Raw genomic sequence first — 20936 nt, forward strand, 5'->3', positions numbered from 1 at the left:
CTCGTCGTCACGATGACGCGAGTCTAGGCTAGCGCTGCCGCTGGCGGGACCTCACTTCGACGAGCCGTAACCGCCTTCTCCGAGCTCCTCGAGAATCCGATTGAGATCCTGGATGGAAGCGAAATCGATAGTGACCTGCCCTTTTCGCGCTCCCAATGCGATCTTCACACGCGTGTTGAGACGGTCGCCGAGCTTGCCGGCCACCTCATCCAGATACGCGCGTCGCGCACCCGGGGTCGGCTTCGCGGACGACCCGGCACGGGGCTGTGCCTTCGCCGCTTCCTCCGTCGCGCGCACCGAGAGGTCTTCATTCACGACCTTGTCCGCAAGGCGCTGCATCGACTCCGGTGTCTCGAGACTCAGGATCGCTCGCGCGTGTCCGGCGGTGAGCACTCCGGCGGCCACCCGCTGCTGCACCGGGACGGGGAGCTTCAGCAGTCGAATCGTGTTGCTGATCTGCGGGCGGGAACGGCCGATGCGCGTGGCCAGTTCCTCCTGGGTGATTCCGAAGTCGTCGAGCAGCTGCTGGTATGCAGAGGCCTCTTCGAGCGGGTTCAGCTCCGAACGGTGGAGGTTCTCCAGCAGGGCGTCGCGCAGCAGATCCTCGTCTGCAGTGTCACGGACGATCGCGGGGATGACGTCGAGGCCGGCCTCGCGCGCAGCACGCGTGCGGCGCTCCCCCATGATGAGCTCGTACTCGCCATCGGCGTTCTTACGAACCACGACGGGCTGCAGCACCCCGAACTCTCGGACGCTGTGCACCAGCTCTGCGAGATCCTCGGGGTCGAAGTGCGTCCGAGGCTGACGCGGATTCGCGACGATGCTGTTCGGGTCGACCTGGACCAGATGAATGCCGGGCACATTCTCGAGCTCCGGCGCCTCGGTATCGGCCGCGGGAGCCTCCTCGGTGCTCGTCTGTCGCAGGCTCGCGCCCGGGAAGAAGACATCGACGGGACGTTCCGACTGATCCGCCGTGGGGATGAGGGCACCGATGCCCCGGCCCAGTCCAGTGCGCTTCGCCATCATTTCTCCTTGCTCTGCGTCGCTCTGCGCGACGCGATCTCAACAGCGGCCTCACGGTATGCGATCGCGCCGGCGGATTGGGCGTCGTAGGCGATCACAGTCTGGCCGAAACTCGGGGCCTCGGATACCCGCACGGATCGAGGGATAACGGTCTCCAGCACCTGCTCGGGGAAATGCGTCCGCACTTCCTCCGCGACCTGCTGTGCTAGACGGGTACGCCCATCGAACATCGTCAGCAGGATCGTCGAGAGGTGGAGCACCGGGTTCAGGTGCTTCTGGATCATTTGGATGCTGCCGAGCAGTTGGCTCAATCCTTCCAGTGCGTAGTACTCGCACTGGATGGGGATGAACACTTCTGTCGCGGCGGTGAAGGCATTGATCGTGAGCAGGCCCAGGGAGGGTGGGCAGTCGATGATGACGAAGTCCATCGGGTGCTCTGCGAGGTACACGTCGAGCGCGCGACGAAGACGATGCTCTCGAGCGACCTGCGCGACCAGCTCGATCTCCGCCCCCGCGAGGTGGATCGTGCTCGGTGCGCAGAAGAGGTTGGGATCCTCCGGGCTCTGCTGCACGATGTCTGCCAGCGGAAGCTCGTCGATCAGCACGTCGTAGACACTGGAGACCTCAGCACTGTGGGGTACTCCCAGGGCTGTGGATGCGTTTCCCTGCGGGTCGAGGTCGATGACCAGCACCTTTCCGCCCATCCCTGCCAGTGCGGAAGCGATGTTCACGGCGGTGGTGGTCTTTCCCACTCCACCCTTCTGGTTCGACACCGTGAGAACGCGGGTTTCGCCGGTGAACTCCACGGCGACCCCTTCGAGTGCGCGCCTGCGGGCGGAGAGGTCAGCGAGTTCCCGCGCAAGCGGCGTGTCCATCCCGAACGATTCGCTCGAGGATGTCTTCTCGGATGGTTTCACGTGAAACATCCACTCCTTTCGGGGCCGCGTTCCACTCTAATCGCAAGCAGAGACGTTCGATGACGAGAGCACTGTCGCAGCTCGAGGGAAGCGCGTCGGGGTCCTCGTTCCCGCGGCCAGTCTCCGCGATACCGGCTTCTCCCGCTCCGCTTCATGCGCCGGACGGCGGATGTTTCACGTGAAACAGTGCGCACTGTGGCGATGATGACATCAGCTAGCGTGCCGGGCTGCCCTCTCCCGGTGCTGGCGGGTACAGCGCACCCCACTTGCAGGAGTCTCAACAGTAGACGGAGTGTGCCGGGGCCGCCTGATGGTATCGCCGACAGAGTGACGAGCTTCGCTGCGCTCGGCACCGCCACGCCGGTCATGTTTCAGTGTCACCACCCACTGACTCAGACGGGAGTGGTTCTCACGTCTCTGGCCGGCCACGGCGAGGAACTCCGCCCCTGCGCTGCGCCACGTGTGTGGTTTCAGACGTCCCTGTGTCGGCAGAGCCGGCGGGCGCCGTCCGACTCTCAGCCACCAACAACTTCTATCCCCCGGGTGCCTGCGACACTCCGTCTATCCTCAGGCGCTTCCGGCGCACGTCGAGATCTGTTCTATACCGCACAGAGGATGACTCAGCCCACTCTCTTCGACCAAAGGGCCGTCACAGGCGGTCTGGTCTGCATGTTTCACGTGAAACACCTTCGAGCGGCGAAACCACGAAGCCGTCGTATGCCATCCGCCGCGCAGCCACCAGGAGCTTCTCACCGCCGGCTGCCTGCGACACTCCGTCTGTTGTCAGGGACCGGACGCGCGACAGAGGATGACTCGGCCAACTCTCCTCGACCAGGGGGCCGGCATAGGTGGTCCGGTCTGCATGTGTCACGTGAAACACCGTCGAGAGGCAAGACCATGAGGCCGGCGTAGGCCATCCGCCGGGCAGTAACCAGGAGCTTCTCACTGCCGGCTGTCTGCGACACTCCGTCTAGTCTCAAGGACTTGGGCGCGCGACAGATCTGTTCTCTACCGCGCAGAGCAAGCCCCCTCCTCGACGCAGAGGGCTTCATCAACGGTGCGATCTGCATGTTTCACGTGAAACACGGTAGAAGAGCAACATTATGAAGCCGCCACCCTTCGATGTCGGGATTCGCTTGAACCTAGGCCGGACGATTCCCAGCCACCGATCTCTCACAGTGGACCGCCCCATCATGCGGGGCTAGCGCAACACGAACACCCCGGGTCTATGCCAGGGCTTCACGTCACGGGTGTTGTGCCTCGAATGTCGCGCCACGGATGTCTCGGGGCTACACGCCAGATGTCCGAGTCGACAACTCTCCTCCCAGGACGCCGCGCGCCCGGAACTCCCCCTCTTTGGCGTACCCGTTTCACGTGAAACACCGCGTACGCGGACGGCACCAGAGCCATCACGACGCAGCGCACGAGGATGCCTGGCTAGTGGTGCTCACGAGACGTAGTGCACAACGATTCCGAGCTTCTCCCAGCGATGCAGAACCATTCGAGCGACATGATGCCGATGGCGATGGCGATGGTGAGGTGTCCTAACTGGGGAGCTGCGGCGATAGGGCTTCCCCTCCCGGCGAACATCGCGCTGCGTGCGGCGCGCGCCTTCAGGTGGGCAGTCGGTCTCGTCGAGGTCGTGAGAGCCCTGGTTGGTCGCGCGCGGAGCGAGGCATTACGGGCGCCAAAGCGCGGAGACGGTGATGCCCGAGCGATGACGCCCTGCCGATGAACACGAAGGGGGATGTTTCACGTGAAACATCCCCCTTCGATGAAGACGTGACTAGCGGACGCGCGCGCGAATCACCCGAGTCGTCTCGGGGATGACTCCCTCACCCAGCACCTCGACGCGAACGTCCGAGACGCGGAACTTCTTGATCTGCTTCTGTGCGGCATCGATCTCGTTCGCTGCATTCATGCCTTTGAGCAGGGCGAGCTCACCACCATCGCGAACCAGCGGAGCGGTCAGCGGAATCAAGGTACGGAGCGCACTCACCGCACGAGCGGTGACCACATCGAAGCCCTCCGGAGGACGTACGTCCTCCGCGCGAGCTCGCAGCACCACGACGTTGGGCAGATCCAGCGCCTCCACCTGCTCGTTGAGCCAGGTGACCCGTCGTTCCATCGGCTCGATCAGCGTCCACTGCACATCAGGACGCGCGATTGCGAGCACGAGCCCCGGTAGGCCGGCCCCCGAACCGATATCCGCCACCGAACCGTGGAACAGCGGAGCGGCGATCGCACTGTTGAGGATATGTCTCGTCCACAGACGCGGGAGCTCGAGGGGGCCGATGAGGCCGCGCTCCTCCCCCTCGCGCGAAAGAGCAGCCGTGAAGGCACGCGCCGCGTCGATACGATCCCCGAAGAGACCGGCAGCGGAGGAGGGCTCCTGCTCGAGATCACTCATGAGCGTCCCCGTTCGACCGATGTTTCACGTGAAACGTCAGCGTCGGCGCAGGACCGTGTGACGGTCAGCACCCTCGCCGTAGGACTCGGAGACCAGGCCCCGGTCGGCGGCGATGTCATGGACGAGCTTGCGCTCATAGCTCGACATCGAGGGCAGAGATGCCTGGGAGGAACCCTCGTCGAGTTTGGCGGCCGCGGCGTCGACCAGGGTCTCCAGCTGGCGACGACGCGTGTCGCGCGAGCCTGCGATGTCGAGGATCAGTCGTGAGAAGGAACCGGTCTTGCTCTGCACCGCGAGACGAGTCAGCTCCTGCAGAGCCTGCACGGTCTCCGGAGCGGAGAGCAACGCCAGCGCATCGCCCTCAGCCTCGACGGAGACGTATGCCCGACCCTGCCGCACATCCAGGTTCAGATCACCGTCGATGTCCGCGATGTCGAGAAGCTCCTCGAGGTAGTCCGCCGCGACGTCTCCCTCGTTCTCGAGCTGGGCCACAGTCGGCTCGGTGTTGTCGGTCATGGTCTCGCTCATGAACCGCTCCCCTTCTTCTTCGCACGCTTCTTGCCGACCGGCTGCTGACGCTTCGGTGCTTCTGCCTTCGCCTTCTCGGCCTCTTCGAGCAGACGCTGCTGCTCAGCCTCGTAGGCAGCCATCGGAACGACCTTGCCGGAGGAATCGATCGCCTTGCCCTTGCGTGCAAGACGCTCCTCGCGTGCCTTGGCAGCTTCGGAACCGGGAGTGGGCATCTCGCGGATGACGAGGAACTGCTGACCCATGGTCCAGAGGTTCGAGATGAACCAGTACACGACGACTCCGAGCGGGAAGAAGACACCCGAGAAGATGAAGCCCAGCGGCAACACGTACAGCATGATCTTCTGCATCTGGTACGCCTGGCCGGTCTTGGCCTCGGGCGACAGGTTCTTGGAGATGATCTGCAGCTGCGTGAAGAACTGCGACCCGATCATGAGCACCACGAGCGTGACCAGGATGATGATGGCCGTCGTGTTCTGCGCATCGATCGCGTTACCCAGCGTCTCGTGCAGCGACGCCACACCGAACAGCTTCGCGTCGTAGAACTCCTTCGTCAGCTCCGGGCTGAGGAGACCGACACCACCGATGTTGTCTCGAGCGTGCTTGCTGACATCGCTCAGCACGCTGTAGAGCGAGAAGAAGATCGGCATCTGCACCAGAAGCGGCAGACAGCTCGACATCGGTGTCGTACCGTGCTTCTTGTACAGCGCCATGGTCTCGCGGCTCATGGCCTCACGAGAGAGCTGATCCTTCTTGCCGCGGTACTTCTCCTGAACTTTTCGCAGTTCAGGAGCGATTTCCATCATCTTGCGCTGGCTCTTGATCTGCTTGACGAACAGCGGAATGAGAGCAGCACGGACGACGATCACGAGTCCGACGATCGACAGCACCCAGGTGATGCCGGAGGCCGCGGGCAGACCGACAGCCGCCAGAAGCCAGTGCCAGGCGACGAGGATCAGCTCGACCACCCACTTGAGCGGCCACAGGATGGTGCCGATCAGATCGAAGCCACCCCCCGCCGGTTGAGGGCTGGGAGTCGCGCTGGCGAGCAGAAGGTCAAGACCCACCGATCAGTCCTTTCGGGAAGGGACGACGAAACCGTGTGCGGTCAGGTCGTAACGGAAGTGTTCGTGCGGACGGACGTCATCGACGCCGCCGGTGGTCCAGGGGTTGCAGCGGAGGATGCGCCATGCGGAGAGCGCCGCCCCCTTCACTGCGCCGTGCTGCTGCACCGCACCTACAGCGTAGGCGGAACAGCTGGGGTAGTACGCACAGACATCTCCATACATCGGCGAGATGACCTTGCGGTAGGCGGTGAGGAACCCCAGCACGAGATTCCGCGGGATCACCGGAATGCTCCGCACCAGGTCCTGCGCATGCAGATGTGCGGTCCCGACGGACGACGCCGGAAGGGCGGTCATGCCGACACCGCGGAAGCCGCCGGCTCCAGGCGGCGGAGGCACCGATCGACATCGGCTCGAAGCTCCGCGTAAGAGGCGGTCGCAGACGCAGGAAGGGCACGGATGACGACATCCGTGCCCTCAGGAACCCGTGGAAGCGCCTCCGCGCACACCGCCTTGAGCCGACGACGCACGGAATTGCGCACCACTGCGGTGCCCACCTGCTTGCTGATGATGAATCCGAACCTCGCGGCTCTGTTCTCGCCCGTGGTCAACACCGAGGTGATGACACGCGCCCCGCCACAACGGGATCCGCGACGAACGACCAGACGATAGTCGCTCCCGCGAGTCAGCCGATACGGGCGGGCGAGCACAGCGGACTACGCAGAGAGCTCGGTGCGGCCCTTCGCGCGGCGGGCGGCGAGGATGCCACGGCCGGCACGCGTACGCATGCGGGCGCGGAAGCCATGCTTCTTGGCGCGACGACGGTTGTTGGGCTGGAAGGTGCGCTTGCTCATGGAATCACTCCGGGAATGCTGCCACCGGGTTCACTTCGACCGGAGACATGGGGTACTGCCAAAAATGGCATAAGTCAACCAAGTAAGGGTACGTCTTACCGGCGCACAGAGCAAATCTGGGCTCTCACGGAGCCGTCGCGCGGTACCGGGTGCACAGCCATTATCCACAACCTCCGGACCTCGCGTCGACGCAACACGCCCGCGTGATTCCAAGGGCAGGTTGCCGTTCACAGCCGGGATGACTACCGTGGCATCCTAAGTTATCCACAGGGGACACGGCACGTAGACCCCGCCTCGATCACCCGTCCGGAGCGTCATGTCCTCACCTGCCCAGCCCGATGTCCCCATCTGGACCACGGTGCAGGAGCTTCTGGTCGACGACGACCGGGTGACACCCCAACTGCAGGGCTTCCTCAGCCTGGCTGTTCCGGCCGGAGTGATGTCGGCCACGCTCTATCTCGAGGTTCCGAACGATCTCACGGCCGCGCAGATCAACAAGCGTCTGCGTCTCCCGATCATGGAGGCCCTCTCGCACATCGGCGAGGAGGTCACCTCCTACCGCGTCGTGGTCAACCACGAGCTCGCCGAGCAGCAGACCGCGCCGATCGCCGTCGGCGACTTCGGTCGTCAGGAGCAGACGCGCAGCGAATCCCCCATGGAGCCTGCGCCCACCCCGATGCGCCACGAGTCGCGCCTCAACCCGAAGTACACCTTCGACAACTTCGTGATCGGACAATCCAACCGCTTCGCCCATGCAGCCGCCGTCGCGGTTGCCGAAGCACCGGCCAAGGCGTACAACCCCCTCTTCATCTACGGCGACTCCGGACTGGGCAAGACCCACCTCCTCCACGCCATCGGCGATTACGCGCAGTCCCTCTACGCGGGGGTGAAGGTCAGATACGTCTCCAGCGAGGAGTTCACGAACGACTTCATCAACTCCATCGCCAACAACCGGGGTGCTGCGTTCCAGGCGCGATACCGGGAAGTCGACATCCTCCTCATCGACGACATCCAGTTCCTGCAGGGGCGGGCCGAGACCCAGGAAGCCTTCTTCCACACGTTCAACACCCTGCACGACCACAACAAGCAGGTGGTCATCACCAGCGACGTGGCTCCCAAGCTCCTCACCGGCTTCGAGGACAGGATGCGCAGCCGCTTCGAGTGGGGTCTCATCACCGACGTCCAGGCGCCCGACCTGGAGACCCGCATCGCCATCCTCCGCAAGAAGGCCCAGAGCGAGTCTCTGCACATCCCCGACGAGGTGCTCGAGTACATCGCCACGGTGGTGTCATCCAACATCCGCGAGCTGGAGGGGGCACTGATCCGAGTCTCCGCGTTCGCGAGCCTCAATCGATCGCCTCTCGACATCGCGCTCGCCCAGACCGTGCTGCGCGACATCATCGACACGGCAGAGGACAACATCATCTCGCCGACCGACATCATCACGGCGACCGCGCAGTACTTCAAGCTCACCGTCGACGACCTGTACGGGTCCAGCCGCTCGCAGCAGATCGCCACCGCTCGACAGATCGCCATGTACCTGTGCCGGGAACGGACGAACCTCTCCCTCCCCAAGATCGGGCAGCTGTTCGGCAACCGCGACCATACGACCGTCATGTACGCGTACAAGAAGATCAGCGAGCTCATGAAGGAGCGTCGCTCCATCTACAACCAGGTCACCGAGATCACGACCCAGCTGGGACGGCGCTGACACGCCGCGTCTCGGAAAAAGGGGAGGTCCGCACCTGATCGGGTGTGGACCTCCCCTTTTTTGTCACGCGGACTGGGGTTCTGATCTCTCGATTGATGCCTCTATGCACATGTGGATAACTTGTGGATGACCGTGGATTCGATCGGGACGAATGTGGGTCGATCACCCAAACCTGTGGATAACTCCGGGAGGGGCTTCGAGCACCTCACCCCCGCCAACCCGCGGATTCCTCAGGGTTTCCACAACTGACAACTGTGTAGTTCCCTACTCGCTCTTGCTATCCACCGACTTATCCACAGTATCCACAGCTGTTAACACCGTTAAGGAGTTAAGTCATTCAGGGCGCGATCCGATCACCAGACGGTGTGGAGAGCCGACCGTCGAATGACGGGAACCTCGGCGTAGGGATACGCCGGACTGTGGGGCTAGCATGGGAAGCCCTGCACCGGCAGGGCCGACGACAACGCGTCACAGTTCGACGACAAGGGAGCACCCGTGAGGTTTCAGGTCAACCGCGATGTCTTCAGCGAGGCTGTCTCGTTCGTCGTCAAGCTCCTGCCGCAGCGCAACCCACAGCCGATCCTCGCGGGAGTGCTGATCGAGGCGGACGGTTCCGGCCTCACGCTCTCGGCATTCGACTACGAGGCCTCCGCTCGAACCACCATCGAGGCCACGGTCGAGACCCCGGGCACGATCCTGGTCCACGGTCGACTTCTCTCGGACATCGCCAGCCGCCTCCCGAACGCTCCGATCGAGATCGCGGTCGAGGAAGACGGCGGCATCGCGGTGACCTGTGGCTCCGCGCGGTTCACCCTCGCAGCCATGCCGGTCGAGGAATACCCCTCCATCCCCGAGGTCACCGGCTCGTCGGGAGTCGTTCCCGCCGACGACTTCGGCACCGCCATCGCGCAGGTCGGATTCGCGGCTTCACGCGATGACGTCACGCCGGTCCTCACGGGTGTGCAGCTCGAGGTCTCCGGTCAGACCCTGAGTCTTGTCGCCACCGACCGCTACCGCGTCTCGCTCCGCGACGTGCCGTGGGACGGTGAAGCGGTCGAGGCCACCGCGCTGGTTCCCGCGCGCACGCTGCTGGAGGTCGGGAAGACCTTCGGACACGCCGGAACGATCCAGGTCGCGTTCTCCGGAGCCGGCGACCGCGAGATCATCGCGTTCACTGCAGGAAACAAGACCGTCACCTCGCTCCTGATCAAGGGCAACTTCCCGCCGGTGCGTCGTCTGTTCCCCGAGCAGACGGACCACTACGCGGTCGTGAACACCGCCGACCTGGTCGAAGCGGTCCGCCGCGTATCGCTCGTCCTCGATCGCGCCGCTCCGCTGCGTTTCACGTTCTCGAACGACAGCGTCACCATGGACGCCTCCGGCGGAGACCACGCGCGCGCTTCCGAGTCGGTCGACGCGATCCTCTCCGGCGGTGACGAGGTCACGCTCGGACTGAATCCGCAGTACCTGATCGAGGCTCTCGGCGCCGTGAAGAGCGAGTTCGTGCGCGTCACCTTCACATCGAGCGACAACGCCAACAAGCTCAGCCCGGTCCTCATCACGAGTCAGACCTCGGTCGATCAGGCCGGCCTCGACTCGTTCAAGTACCTGCTGCAGCCCAACCTCCTCCTGCGCTGACCCCGCTCGGCGCGAGCAGGGAGCTTAACGCCTCCCCATCCCCGAGATTCACCGACACTGAATCAGGTGTCGGACACCGAAGGTAGGCTGACTCCGTGATTGTGGAGCACCTGAGTCTGGTCGATTTCCGCAATTACGCGACCGCCGAACTCGCTCTCCACCGCGGTCCGAACGTCCTCGTGGGCAGGAACGGCCAGGGCAAGACGAACCTCGCCGAAGCGGTCGTGTTCCTGGCGACTCTGGGGTCGCATCGTGTCTCCTCGGACGCTCCGATGGTCCGCGACGGACAGGAGTTCGCCGTCATCAGGGCTCGCCTCTCTCACGGGGAGCGCCGTGTCCTCGCCGAGGTGCAGGTGAACCGGCAGGGATCGAACAAGGCGCGCATCAACGGGTCGCCGTCGAGGCCGAACGAGCTCCCCCGGTATGCACACGTCGTGCTGTTCGCTCCGGAGGACCTGCAGATCGTGAGAGGCGATCCCTCGGCTCGTCGTCGGTTCACCGATCAGCTCCTCATCCAGCGCACCCCGAGACTCGCCGCCGTCCTCGCCGACTACGACCGTGTGCTCAAGCAACGGAACGCCCTCCTGAAGTCGGCCAGGGCCAGGGGAATCCGCGGCGAGGCGCTGAGCACTCTCGATGTATGGGACGACAAGCTCGTCTCCCTCGGTTCGGAGATCATCACCGCTCGACAGCGCCTGGCCGTGGATCTGCAGCAGCCGGTCGCCGATGCGTACGAGGCGATCGCCGGGGCCGACCACCGCCCGCAGCTGGAATGGGCCCTCTCGGTCGGCGGAGGAGATCCCGAAGAGGGCGAAGATGCCGCGGACGGAGGAAACGCCGGATCATCGGTCGACCGGCTCGGAGATCCCGGGCACATCGCCGAGTTGTTCCGCGCCTCGCTCGCGGCGAAGCGGTCGAACGAACTCGACCGCGGACTCACCCTCACCGGTCCGCATCGCGATGACCTCGTGCTGCGTGTTCGCGACCTCCCTGTGAAGGGCTATGCATCGCATGGCGAGTCGTGGTCTGTGGCCCTCGCGCTGAGGCTGGCCTCGGCCGAGCTGTTGCGCAGCGAGTCCCCGGCCGGAGATCCCGTCCTCATCCTCGACGACGTCTTCGCGGAACTCGATGCCGATCGTCGACAGCGCCTCGCCGCCCTGACGGCAGGATACGAACAGGTGGTGGTGACGGCAGCGGTGGAGGAGGATATCCCCGAGGTGCTGCACGCGCACGTGGTGCGGATCAGCGCTGGAACGATCAGCGACGAGAGGGGGACGGATGACTGACGCGGCATCGAACCCCCCGATCTCCACTCCGCCGGCTGACGTCCCGGAGACGATCGGCACGTACCTGCGACTGCGCGGCCTGCAGCCGAGCTCGAAGAGCTGGAAGCGCAAGCGGAGCATCACCACGGACGACGACAACGCTCCGTTCACGCCGGGGCGCGATCCCGGCGCGCTCGGCGCCGTGCTCGACAAGCTGAGTCGGGACTCGGGATGGCAGATCACCCTCGCGCGGGAGGACCTCGTTCGGCAGTGGGCCGACCTCGCTGGTGCCGACACCGCGAAGCACTCGGAGCCGGTGTCTCTGGAGCGCGGTCTGCTCACCGTCAAGTGCGATTCGACGGCGTGGGCGAAGAACCTGCAGTTCATGCGGGCGACGATCCTCACAGAGATCGGTCGACGGTATCCGGATGCGGGCGTGGAGAACCTCCGGTTCATCGGACCGGACGTCCCCTCGTGGAAATGGGGTCCCAGAGCCGTTCCAGGACGGGGCCCACGCGATACCTACGGGTAGGGCACCATCCGAGGGGGTCGAAACGCTCAGAGGCCCACACACGGCCGTTGAGCGGCATTTCTCGACGAAACTCCGCTAGAATGGGAGTTCGTGATATCGATGTGGAGAATGCCCTCTGATGACGCCTGAATCCCCTGCTGACGAGACGGAATCGAACACCGGGGGAACCCCCGCCCCTTCGACTGGCTCAGGGACCCAGACTCCACAGCCCGCACCCAAGGCGAAGCAGCCCGGAGAGTACGGCGCGGATTCGATCCAGATCCTCGAGGGCCTCGAGGCTGTGCGCAAGCGCCCTGGCATGTACATCGGGTCGACCGGTCCCCGAGGCCTGCACCACCTGGTCTACGAGATCGTCGACAACTCGGTCGATGAGGCGCTGGCCGGCTACGCCGACACGATCCTGGTGACGATGCTCGCCGACGGCGGCGTGCGCGTCGTCGACAACGGCCGAGGAATCCCGGTCGACCCGCACTCGTCGGACCCGAACAAGTCGACGGTCGAGGTCGTCCTCACGATCCTGCACGCCGGCGGAAAGTTCGGCGGCGGCGCGTACGCCGTCTCCGGTGGACTGCACGGCGTCGGCTCCTCCGTCGTGAACGCCCTTTCGACGCGGTTCGACGTGGAGGTCAAGCAGAAGGGCTTCGTCTGGCGGCACAGCTTCGCCGACGGCGGTGTCCCCCAGCAGAAGCTCGAGAAGGGCGAGGCGACCGACGAGACCGGGACGAGCATCACGTTCTGGCCCGACGCGGAGATCTTCCAGGAGACGACCGAGTTCGACTACGACACCCTCCGCACGCGGTTCCAGCAGATGGCGTTCCTCAACAAGGGGCTGCGCATCGAGCTGCGCGACGAGCGCGAGTCGTCGGCCTACGAGGTCGAGGAGGACGGCGCGACCGTCACCAAGCAGCCCGGCGATGTGTTCTTCTACGAACGCGGTCTGGTGGATTACGTCGAGTACCTCAACAAGGTGCGCCACGCCGAAGTGGTCAACGACGAGATCATCGCCTTCGAGTCGGAGGACACCGAGCGCAAGATCTCGCTCGAGGTCGCGATGCAGTGGACGACCTCGTACACCGAGAACGTGTTCACCTATGCCAACACCATCAACACCCACGAGGGCGGAACGCACGAGGAAGGCTTCCGTGCGGCACTGACGACCCTGGTCAACAAGTACGCGCGAGCGAACAACCTCCTCAAGGAGAAGGACGACAACCTCTCCGGCGACGACGTGCGCGAGGGACTGACCGCAGTCATCTCGATCAAGCTCGGCGAGCCGCAGTTCGAGGGGCAGACCAAGACGAAGCTCGGCAACACCGAGGCGAAGGCGTTCGTGCAGAAAGTGGTCGGCGATCAGCTCGGCGACTGGTTGGAGCGCAACCCGAACCAGGCGAAGAACATCATCCGCAAGGCGATCGATGCGGCCACGGCTCGTCTCGCCGCGCGGAAGGCCCGTGAGACGGCGCGTCGCAAGAGCGTCTTCGAGTCGGCGGCCATGCCGGACAAGCTCAAGGACTGCACGAGCAAGGATCCGTCGATCAGCGAGATCTTCCTCGTCGAGGGTGACTCGGCAGGTGGTTCCGCCGTGCAGGGTCGAGACCCTCACACCCAGGCGATCCTGGCCCTCCGAGGAAAGATCCTCAACGTGGAGCGCGCGCGTCTCGACAAGGCGCTCGGCAACAAGGAAGTCCAGGCGATGATCCAGGCCTTCGGCACCGGCATCGGCGAAGAGTTCGACATCGAGAAGGCGCGCTATCACAAGATTGTGCTGATGGCCGATGCCGACGTGGACGGTCAGCACATCACCACCCTGCTGCTGACGCTCCTCTTCCGCTACATGCGCGGGCTCATCGAGGCCGGTTTCGTGTACCTCGCCATGCCGCCGCTCTACCGGCTCAAGTGGTCGAACTCGGCTCACGAGTACGTGTTCAGCGACGCCGAGCGCGACGCCCTGCTGAAGCACGGCATCGAGAACGGCAAGCGCATCCCGAAGGATGCCGGCATCCAGCGCTACAAGGGTCTCGGTGAGATGAACCCGAAGGAGCTGTGGGAGACGACGATGGATCACACCACGCGCACCCTGCAGCAGATCACCATCGAAGACGCGGCCGCGGCCGACGAGATCTTCAGTGTGCTGATGGGCGAAGACGTCGAGTCCCGACGCAGCTTCATCCAGCGCAACGCCAAGGACGTCCGCTTCCTCGACATCTGATGCCCGCGGGCTCAGACCAGATGTGTGACAGAGAGATTGATTGATGACTGACGAAGAACGCACCGAGCCGGAACACGACCACGGCAAGATCGATCAGGTCGACCTGCAGTCGGAGATGCAGCGCAGCTACCTCGACTACGCCATGGCCGTCATCGTGGGGCGTGCGCTCCCCGATGTGCGCGACGGCCTCAAGCCGGTGCACCGCCGTGTCATCTACGGCATGTACGACGGTGGATTCCGTCCTGACAAGTCGTTCTCGAAGTGCGCCCGTGTGGTCGGCGAGGTCATGGGTCAGTACCACCCGCACGGTGACTCGGCGATCTACGACGCCCTCGTGCGACTGGTGCAGCCGTGGTCGCTGCGGTATCCGCTGGCCCTCGGGCAGGGCAACTTCGGCTCCCCCGGCAACATGGGTGCTGCGGCTCCGCGATACACCGAGACCAAGATGGCTCCGCTCGCGCTCGAGATGGTGCGCGACATCGAAGAAGACACCGTCGACTTCACCGACAACTACGACGGCCAGACGCAGGAGCCGACGGTCCTGCCCGCCCGTTTCCCGAACCTGCTCGTCAACGGCTCGGTCGGCATCGCGGTCGGAATGGCCACCAACATCCCGCCGCACAACCTGCGCGAGGTGTCCGACGCGGCGCTCTGGGCACTCGACAACCCCGGCATCTCCCGCGAGGAACTGCTCGAAGGCCTGATCCAACGCATCCCGGGCCCGGACTTCCCCACCGGCGCGCAGATCCTCGGCACCAAGGGCATCCACGAGGCTTACCGCACCGGCCGCGGCTCGATCACCATGCGCGCGGTCGTCAATGTGGAGGAGATCCAGGGTCGTACCTGCCTCGTCATCACCGAGCTGCCGTACCAGGTCAATCCGGACAACGTGGCGGTGAAGATCGGCGACCTCGCCCGTGACGGCAAGATCACCGGCATCGCCGACATCCGTGACGAGTCGTCGGACCGCACGGGTCAGCGCCTGGTCGTGGTGCTCAAGCGCGACGCGGTCGCCAAGGTCGTGCTGAACAACCTGTACAAGCACACGCAGCTGCAGGAGAACTTCGGCGCGAACATGCTCGCGATCGTCGACGGCGTCCCCCGGACGCTCGCGATCGACGGGTTCATCTCGAACTGGATCTCCCACCAGATCGACGTGATCGTGCGACGGACCGAGTTCCGCCTTCGCGAGGCCGAGAAGCGCATGCACATCCTGCGCGGGTACCTGAAGGCGCTCGATGCGCTCGACGAGGTCATCGCGCTGATCCGTCGTTCGCAGACAACAGCCGACGCCAACGAGGGCCTGCAAAAGCTTCTCGACATCGACGAGATCCAGGCCGATGCGATCCTGCAGATGCAGCTGCGCCGGCTCGCAGCCCTTGAGCGTCAGAAGATCATCGATCAGGCGAACGAGCTCGAGGCGCAGATCACCGACTACAAGGCGATCCTGGCCGACGAGGGCCGTCAGCGGACCATCATCCGGGAAGAGCTGACCGGCATCGTCGAGCGTTTCGGCGACGAGCGCCGCACCCATATCCTGCACGGCTTCGACGGCGACGTCTCGATGGAGGACCTCATCGCCGAAGAGGAGATGGTGGTCACCGTCACGCGCGAGGGCTACATCAAGCGCACGCGCAGCGACAACTACCGTTCGCAGCACCGCGGCGGCAAGGGCGTCAAGGGTGCCCAGCTGCGGGCGAACGACATCGTCGAGCACTTCTTCGTGACGACCACGCACCACTGGCTGCTGTTCTTCACCGACAAGGGTCGCGTCTATCGCGCGAAGACGTACGAGGTGCCGGAGGCCGGTCGCGACGCCAAGGGCATGCACGTGGCGAACCTGCTCGCCCTGCAGCCCGACGAGAACATCGCCCAGGTGCTCGACATCCGCGACTACCAGGTGGCGGACTATCTGGTGCTCGCGACGCGTGACGGACTGGTCAAGAAGACCCGTCTCGACAACTACGACACCAACCGTCAGGGCGGTGTCATCGCGATCCGTCTGAACGAGGAGGACGAGCTCGTCAGCGCGCTGCTCGTGAACGCCGAGGACGACATCCTCCTCATCAGCCGTCGAGGCATGTCGGTGCGCTTCGAGGCGACAGATGAAGCCCTGCGCCCGATGGGCCGGGCGACGGCCGGTGTCCGCGGAATGAAGTTCAAGATCGATGAGGACTGCCTGCTCTCGGCATCCGTCGCCGCGCCGGGGAAGTTCGTCTTCGTGGTCACCGACGGCGGCTATGCGAAGCGCACCGCGGTGGAGGAGTACCGGGTTCAGGGTCGCGGCGGAACGGGCATCAAGGTCGCCAAACTCAACGATGATCGGGGCACTCTCGCGGGTGGTCTGATCGTCTCCGAGGACGACGAGGTCTTGGTGGTTCTGTCCAGCGGCAAGGTGGTACGCTCTGCCGTGGCCGAGGTCCCCGCCAAGGGTCGAGACACCATGGGAGTGGTGTTCGCCCGTACGACGGAGGCCGACCGCATCCTCGCCATCGCCCGTAACGGTGAGCGCGGCCTCGCCGAAGAAGAGGCCGATGCGGAGGACGCAGAGACCCAGGCCCCCGAGACGACCCAGACCCCTGAGGATACAGACGCATGAGCACAGTGGCCGACAAGCTGGCGAAGAAGTCGACCCGCAAGACCAGCGGAAAGCAGGTACGCCTCCGACTGGTCTACGTGGACTTCTGGTCGGCCGTGAAGCTCTCGTTCCTCGGAGCCGTGGCCCTCGCGGTCGTCACGATGGTCTCGTTCTTCCTCATCTTCCTCGTGTTCCAGGCGACGGGGATCATGACGACGGCGGAGAGCTTCCTGCTCGGCATCACGGACAACACGTTCGTGCTGTCCGAGGTCGTGGGACTGCCGCAGGTAATGGCCTTCGCCGCCGTGGTGGCGATCCTGAACCTGATCGTCTTCACGGTGCTCGGCGCCGTGGTCGCCGGAATCTACAACCTCGCGGTGAAGGTGACCGGCGGACTGCTCGTCGGCTTCATGTCGAACTGATCCTCGGTACGGATCCACGAAGGGCGGGTGCTGCGGCACCCGCCCTTCGTCGTTGCTCGGCGCGGGATCGCTAGACCACGCCGGTCGTACCGAGCAGGGTGCCGATGAGCCAGGTCGCCGCCAGCGCGAGTCCGCCGCCGACGACCAGCCGTATGGATGCGCGCATCGGAGCGGAGCCGCCGATCTTCGCCGACAGGGTTCCCGTCACCGCGAGCGCGAGAAGCACTGCGACGAACGTCACGGGCACGCGCCATTCCGGAGGGGGAAGGAGGATGGCCAGCAACGGCAGCAGTGCTCCGAGAGTGAACGCCACCGCGGAGGAGAGGGCCGCGTGCCACGGGTTCACGAGGTCATCCTGATCGATGCCCAGTTCCACTTCCAGATGGGCGGAGAGGGCGTCGTGCGCGGTGAGTTCCTCGGCCACCTGGCGCGCTGTCTCCGGCGAGAGCCCGCGGTCGCGATAGAGCTGGGTGAGTTCGTCGAGCTCCACGGCCGGCATCGTACGGAGCTCTTCGCGCTCCTTCGCGATCAGTGCCCTCTCACTGTCACGCTGACTGCTCACCGACACGTACTCGCCGAGGGCCATCGAGATCGCGCCTCCGACGAGGCCGGCGATTCCCGCTGTGAGAAGTGCGGCGTTGTCGGTCGTGGCGCCGGCCACCCCGACGACGAGTGAGGCGACCGAGACGATGCCGTCGTTCGCGCCGAGCACTCCTGCGCGCAGCCAGTTCAGCCGCTGACCGAGACCGGTGCCGTGCGGTTCCCCCTCATGCGTACTCATGCCCCCAGTGAAGCAGAACCGTCGTGGTCGAACCGCGACGACCACGGGAACTCTTACGGAAAACCCGAATCGGAGTGTCCGGTTGGCTCGCTGTCGTGGCCTCCCCCACCGCCGTACCTTGGAACCATGACCACTCAGACTGCGACCCCGGCTTCCGCAACAGCGGTGAAGCCGCCGTTGCGCATCTTCCTCACGATCCTGCATCTGGCAGGCGTCGGCGTCCTGGGCGGCGCCATCTTCGGCACGCTCGGAGGCCTCCTCGGTACCGGACTCGGACTCCTCTTCGTCGCCGGTATCGGTCTGGTCCTGCTCGTCGGCTTGGTCTATGCCCTCTACGGTCTCGGCTGGTTCGAGATCGCTCGGGTCGGGTCTCTGTACCGGACTCCGGTCGGCCCCCTGCGGCTGCAGCCACGCGACCGCCCCGGCTTCGTCGGATGGCTGCGCGCATTGGGCCGGCAGGCGATCGATGGACGCATGTGGCGCGCTGTCGCCAACTTCGCCATCTCCGCCGTGCTCGGGTGGGTCGTGCTTCGGCTGTTCTGGGGCCTGATCTGGTCGATCGTCGTCTCGTTCGCACCGCTCACCGGAGTCGACTCCGTGATGGGACCGTTCGGCGGCGGGGGCATTCCTGCCGAGTGGGCCCCGCTCATCGGGATCCTGGGCATCGCAGCCTGCGTCGTCGGGATCATCGGCCTCGCACTGCTGCATCGCACCCTGTCGCTCGCGATCGTCATCCGCAGCAGGGAGACGGAGCTCACCGAGCGTGTCCGCACCTCGACGGCCCAGCGCGAGGGGGCCGTGCGCGCCGCCGATGTCGAGCGCACCCGCATCGAGCGCGATCTGCACGACGGCGTCCAGCCCCGTCTCGTCTCCGTGGGGATGACGCTCGGGCTCGCTCAGCAGAAGATCGACAGCGATCCCGGTGCGGCGAAGGAACTCATCAACGAGGCTCACACCTCGACGAAGGCGGCCATCACCGAGCTGCGTCAGCTCGCACGCGGCATACATGCCTCTGTGCTGGACGACCGGGGGCTCGACGCCGCGCTGTCGGCACTCGCGGGACGCTCCCACATCCCCGTGCACCTCGACGTGCGGATGGACGGTCGGTGCAGTCGCGAGGCCGAGGCCGCCGTGTACTTCTCGATCGCCGAGTCCCTGACCAACGCGGCGAAGCACTCCCGAGCCAGCGAGGCCCGTGTGGTCGTGCGGCTGCGTGACGGCAACACGCTGTGGGCGCGGGTCGAGGACAACGGCATCGGAGGAGCGCAGGTGCAGCCGGGCGGTGGTCTCGACGGCATCGCGAACCGCATCCTCGCCGCCGGCGGAACCTTCCGCCTCGACAGTCCTCAGGGCGGTCCGACCAGCCTGGAGGTGAGCGTCCCGTGCGCATCCTGATCTGCGAGGACTCGGTCCTGCTGCGCGAGGGCCTGGTCCGTCTGCTCGAAGACGCCGGTCACCAGGTGGTCGCCGCTCTTCCCGACATCGAGGGTCTCGACCAGGCCGTCGTCACGGAGGAACCCGATCTGTGCATCCTGGATGTGCGTCTCCCTCCGACCTTCACAGACGAGGGGATCCGGGCCGCTCTCGGTCTGCGGTCGACCCACCCGTCGCTCGCGATCCTCGTGCTCTCCCAGTACGTCGAGGAGCGTTACGCCTCCGACCTGATCGCGGCGCAGGGTGGCCCTCTCGGCTACCTGTTGAAGGATCGGGTCGCCGACGTCTCGGAGTTCCTCGCCTCCGTGCAGCGGATCTCCGAGGGAGCCACCGTGCTCGACCCCGAGGTCGTCGCCCAGCTGCTGACACGGCGCAACCGTGATGATCGGATGCTGCGGCTCACCGAGCGCGAGCGCACCGTGCTCGCACTGATCGCCGAGGGCAAGTCGAATCAGGCGATCGCCGGACTGCTGTTCCTCTCCGAAGCCAGCGTCGAGAAGCACATCACCTCCATCTTCCAGAAACTGGGCTTCGAACAGGACGAGTCGGGCAACCGCCGTGTGCTCGCCGCCCTCGCCCACATCGAGAACACCGGTGGCACGACGCCGCCGACCGGCCAGACAGGAGTGGCACGATGACCACCGACAACAACGGGGACCAGGGCGGGCACACCCCGCTCACCCCGCCACCCGCCTCCGTTCCGCATCCTGACGCTCCGCACGCGGCTCCGACCCCTCCTCCCGCCGGCCGCTCGTCCGGTGCGACCGCGGTCATGGTCGTGACGGCGGTGGTCGGTGGGCTCGCACTTCTCGGCGCCGGCGGAACAGCAGCCGCGGCAGCCGTCGGCACCATCGCCACTTCGAACCGTGCCGACTCCGTGCAGAGCGTGGGTGTCGCTGGGCTGGAGAGCATCGACCTCTCCGCCGACGCCAGCAGCATGCGGGTCGAGTTCGGCGACGTCGACGAGGCCACACTCGCCATCACGAACGGACGCGGTACCCCGTGGAGATTCGAACGTGACGGCGATGAGCTGGTCGTGCGGAGCCCGCAGGGGGTCTTCGGATGGTGGATCGGCGGCTGGTTCGGTGAGGAGGAGATCGCTGTGCTCACGCTCCCGGAGAGCCTTCGCGACGCGGGACTCGATGCCGACCTGAACCTCAATGCGGGCAGCCTCGATGTGGCCGGAGACTTCGGGATCCTCGATGTCAGTGTGAACGCGGGTGCTCTCGACATCCAAGGAGCCGCGAAAGAGCTCGACGTGCAGATGAGCGCCGGTCGTGCCGACATCCTGCTCGACGGCATCACCCAGGCCGACCTCGGTGTCTCCGCGGGCGATCTCACCGTGGAGCTGACGGGAACGCCTCCCGCGCTGACATCCATCGACGTCAGTGCCGGCACCCTCGATCTGACCGTTCCCGACGTCGAGTACGCGATCTCCCAGGAGATCAGCGCGGGCACGCTGAACGCCGAAGTGGATGAGGCGTCGAGTTCGCGGAGGACGATCGACGTCTCCCTCTCGGCCGGCACCGCGACCATCCGACCGGGTCGCTGAAGACGATCGAGGGGGAGA

18 protein-coding genes and 1 pseudogene are annotated in these 20936 nt (G+C 65.2%); 10 read left to right on the top strand and 9 right to left on the bottom strand.

Translation table 11 applies throughout. From position 1 onward, the window contains the following. Positions 1-51 precede the first annotated feature (51 nt). The 8 genes and pseudogenes from AAY78_RS08905 to rpmH form a co-directional block, all read right to left on the bottom strand. The gene (locus AAY78_RS08905; protein WP_082108633.1) at positions 52-1023 is read right to left on the bottom strand and encodes a ParB/RepB/Spo0J family partition protein; all 972 of its coding nucleotides are present in this window, start codon (positions 1021-1023) and stop codon (positions 52-54) included. Further along, entirely contained in the window at positions 1023-1898 is an 876-nt protein-coding gene (locus tag AAY78_RS08910) for a ParA family protein (RefSeq protein ID WP_227751222.1), read from the bottom strand. Before AAY78_RS08910 ends, AAY78_RS08905 begins: the two co-directional genes overlap by 1 nt. A 1828-nt stretch (positions 1899-3726) precedes the next feature. Then, positions 3727-4421 (bottom strand): annotated as a pseudogene (rsmG, locus tag AAY78_RS08915) (16S rRNA (guanine(527)-N(7))-methyltransferase RsmG). Continuing rightward, positions 4387-4878 (bottom strand): Jag family protein, encoded by a 492-nt coding sequence (locus tag AAY78_RS08920; RefSeq protein ID WP_046747964.1) that lies wholly within the window; start codon positions 4876-4878, stop codon positions 4387-4389. Before AAY78_RS08920 ends, rsmG begins: the two are co-directional and overlap by 35 nt. After that, positions 4875-5945: a membrane protein insertase YidC gene (gene yidC, locus AAY78_RS08925; RefSeq protein ID WP_046747965.1), complete on the bottom strand. Its 1071-nt coding sequence runs from the start codon at positions 5943-5945 to the stop codon at positions 4875-4877. Before yidC ends, AAY78_RS08920 begins: the two co-directional genes overlap by 4 nt. 3 nt (positions 5946-5948) lie before the next feature. Beyond that, on the bottom strand, positions 5949-6299 hold the full coding sequence (gene yidD / locus AAY78_RS08930; protein WP_046747966.1) for a membrane protein insertion efficiency factor YidD: 351 nt from the start codon (positions 6297-6299) through the stop codon (positions 5949-5951). Next, on the bottom strand, positions 6296-6652 hold the full coding sequence (rnpA, locus tag AAY78_RS08935) for a ribonuclease P protein component (protein ID WP_082108634.1): 357 nt from the start codon (positions 6650-6652) through the stop codon (positions 6296-6298). The genes yidD and rnpA overlap by 4 nt, the downstream gene beginning before the upstream one ends. Positions 6653-6658: 6 nt before the next feature. After that, complete coding sequence (gene rpmH, locus AAY78_RS08940) at positions 6659-6796, bottom strand: 50S ribosomal protein L34 (RefSeq protein WP_013584598.1); 138 nt, start codon at positions 6794-6796, stop codon at positions 6659-6661. 316 nt (positions 6797-7112) lie between these two features. On the opposite strand from rpmH, the gene dnaA reads away from it, so the two are divergent. The 7 genes from dnaA (at position 7113) to AAY78_RS08975 (ending at position 17151) form a co-directional block, all read left to right on the top strand. Beyond that, entirely contained in the window at positions 7113-8507 is a 1395-nt protein-coding gene (dnaA, locus tag AAY78_RS08945) for a chromosomal replication initiator protein DnaA (protein WP_046747968.1), read from the top strand. Between the two features lie 495 nt (positions 8508-9002). Next, positions 9003-10145: a DNA polymerase III subunit beta gene (gene dnaN, locus AAY78_RS08950; protein ID WP_046747969.1), complete on the top strand. Its 1143-nt coding sequence runs from the start codon at positions 9003-9005 to the stop codon at positions 10143-10145. A 95-nt stretch (positions 10146-10240) separates the two neighbouring features. Further along, positions 10241-11431, top strand: a complete 1191-nt coding sequence (gene recF, locus AAY78_RS08955) for a DNA replication/repair protein RecF (protein WP_046747970.1) — start codon at positions 10241-10243, stop codon at positions 11429-11431. Further along, positions 11424-11942: a DUF721 domain-containing protein gene (locus tag AAY78_RS08960; RefSeq protein ID WP_046747971.1), complete on the top strand. Its 519-nt coding sequence runs from the start codon at positions 11424-11426 to the stop codon at positions 11940-11942. The genes recF and AAY78_RS08960 overlap by 8 nt, the downstream gene beginning before the upstream one ends. Before the next feature lie 118 nt (positions 11943-12060). Then, the gene (gyrB, locus tag AAY78_RS08965) at positions 12061-14151 is read left to right on the top strand and encodes a DNA topoisomerase (ATP-hydrolyzing) subunit B (RefSeq protein ID WP_082108635.1); all 2091 of its coding nucleotides are present in this window, start codon (positions 12061-12063) and stop codon (positions 14149-14151) included. Positions 14152-14194: 43 nt separating this feature from the next. Beyond that, on the top strand, positions 14195-16750 hold the full coding sequence (gyrA, locus tag AAY78_RS08970; RefSeq protein WP_046747972.1) for a DNA gyrase subunit A: 2556 nt from the start codon (positions 14195-14197) through the stop codon (positions 16748-16750). Continuing rightward, positions 16747-17151, top strand: a complete 405-nt coding sequence (locus tag AAY78_RS08975) for a DUF3566 domain-containing protein (protein ID WP_017829919.1) — start codon at positions 16747-16749, stop codon at positions 17149-17151. Before gyrA ends, AAY78_RS08975 begins: the two co-directional genes overlap by 4 nt. A 70-nt stretch (positions 17152-17221) precedes the next feature. Here AAY78_RS08975 and AAY78_RS08980 read toward each other — a convergent pair whose 3' ends face one another. After that, entirely contained in the window at positions 17222-17932 is a 711-nt protein-coding gene (locus AAY78_RS08980; protein ID WP_046747973.1) for a VIT1/CCC1 transporter family protein, read from the bottom strand. Positions 17933-18058: 126 nt separating this feature from the next. Here AAY78_RS08980 and AAY78_RS08985 point away from each other — a divergent pair, with 126 nt between their 5' ends. From AAY78_RS08985 to AAY78_RS08995, 3 genes are read left to right on the top strand one after another with little or no spacing between them, the layout of a single operon-like run. After that, complete coding sequence (locus AAY78_RS08985; protein WP_046747974.1) at positions 18059-19327, top strand: sensor histidine kinase; 1269 nt, start codon at positions 18059-18061, stop codon at positions 19325-19327. Continuing rightward, positions 19315-20004 carry a LuxR C-terminal-related transcriptional regulator gene (locus AAY78_RS08990; protein WP_046747975.1) on the top strand — a complete coding sequence of 230 codons (690 nt, stop codon included), beginning with the start codon at positions 19315-19317 and terminating at the stop codon, positions 20002-20004. The genes AAY78_RS08985 and AAY78_RS08990 overlap by 13 nt, the downstream gene beginning before the upstream one ends. After that, entirely contained in the window at positions 20001-20918 is a 918-nt protein-coding gene (locus tag AAY78_RS08995) for a hypothetical protein (RefSeq protein ID WP_046747976.1), read from the top strand. The genes AAY78_RS08990 and AAY78_RS08995 overlap by 4 nt, the downstream gene beginning before the upstream one ends. Positions 20919-20936: the final 18 nt, after the last annotated feature.

Origin of the sequence: Microbacterium sp. Ag1 (assembly GCF_001005635.1) — a bacterium.
GTDB lineage: Bacteria > Actinomycetota > Actinomycetes > Actinomycetales > Microbacteriaceae > Microbacterium > Microbacterium oxydans.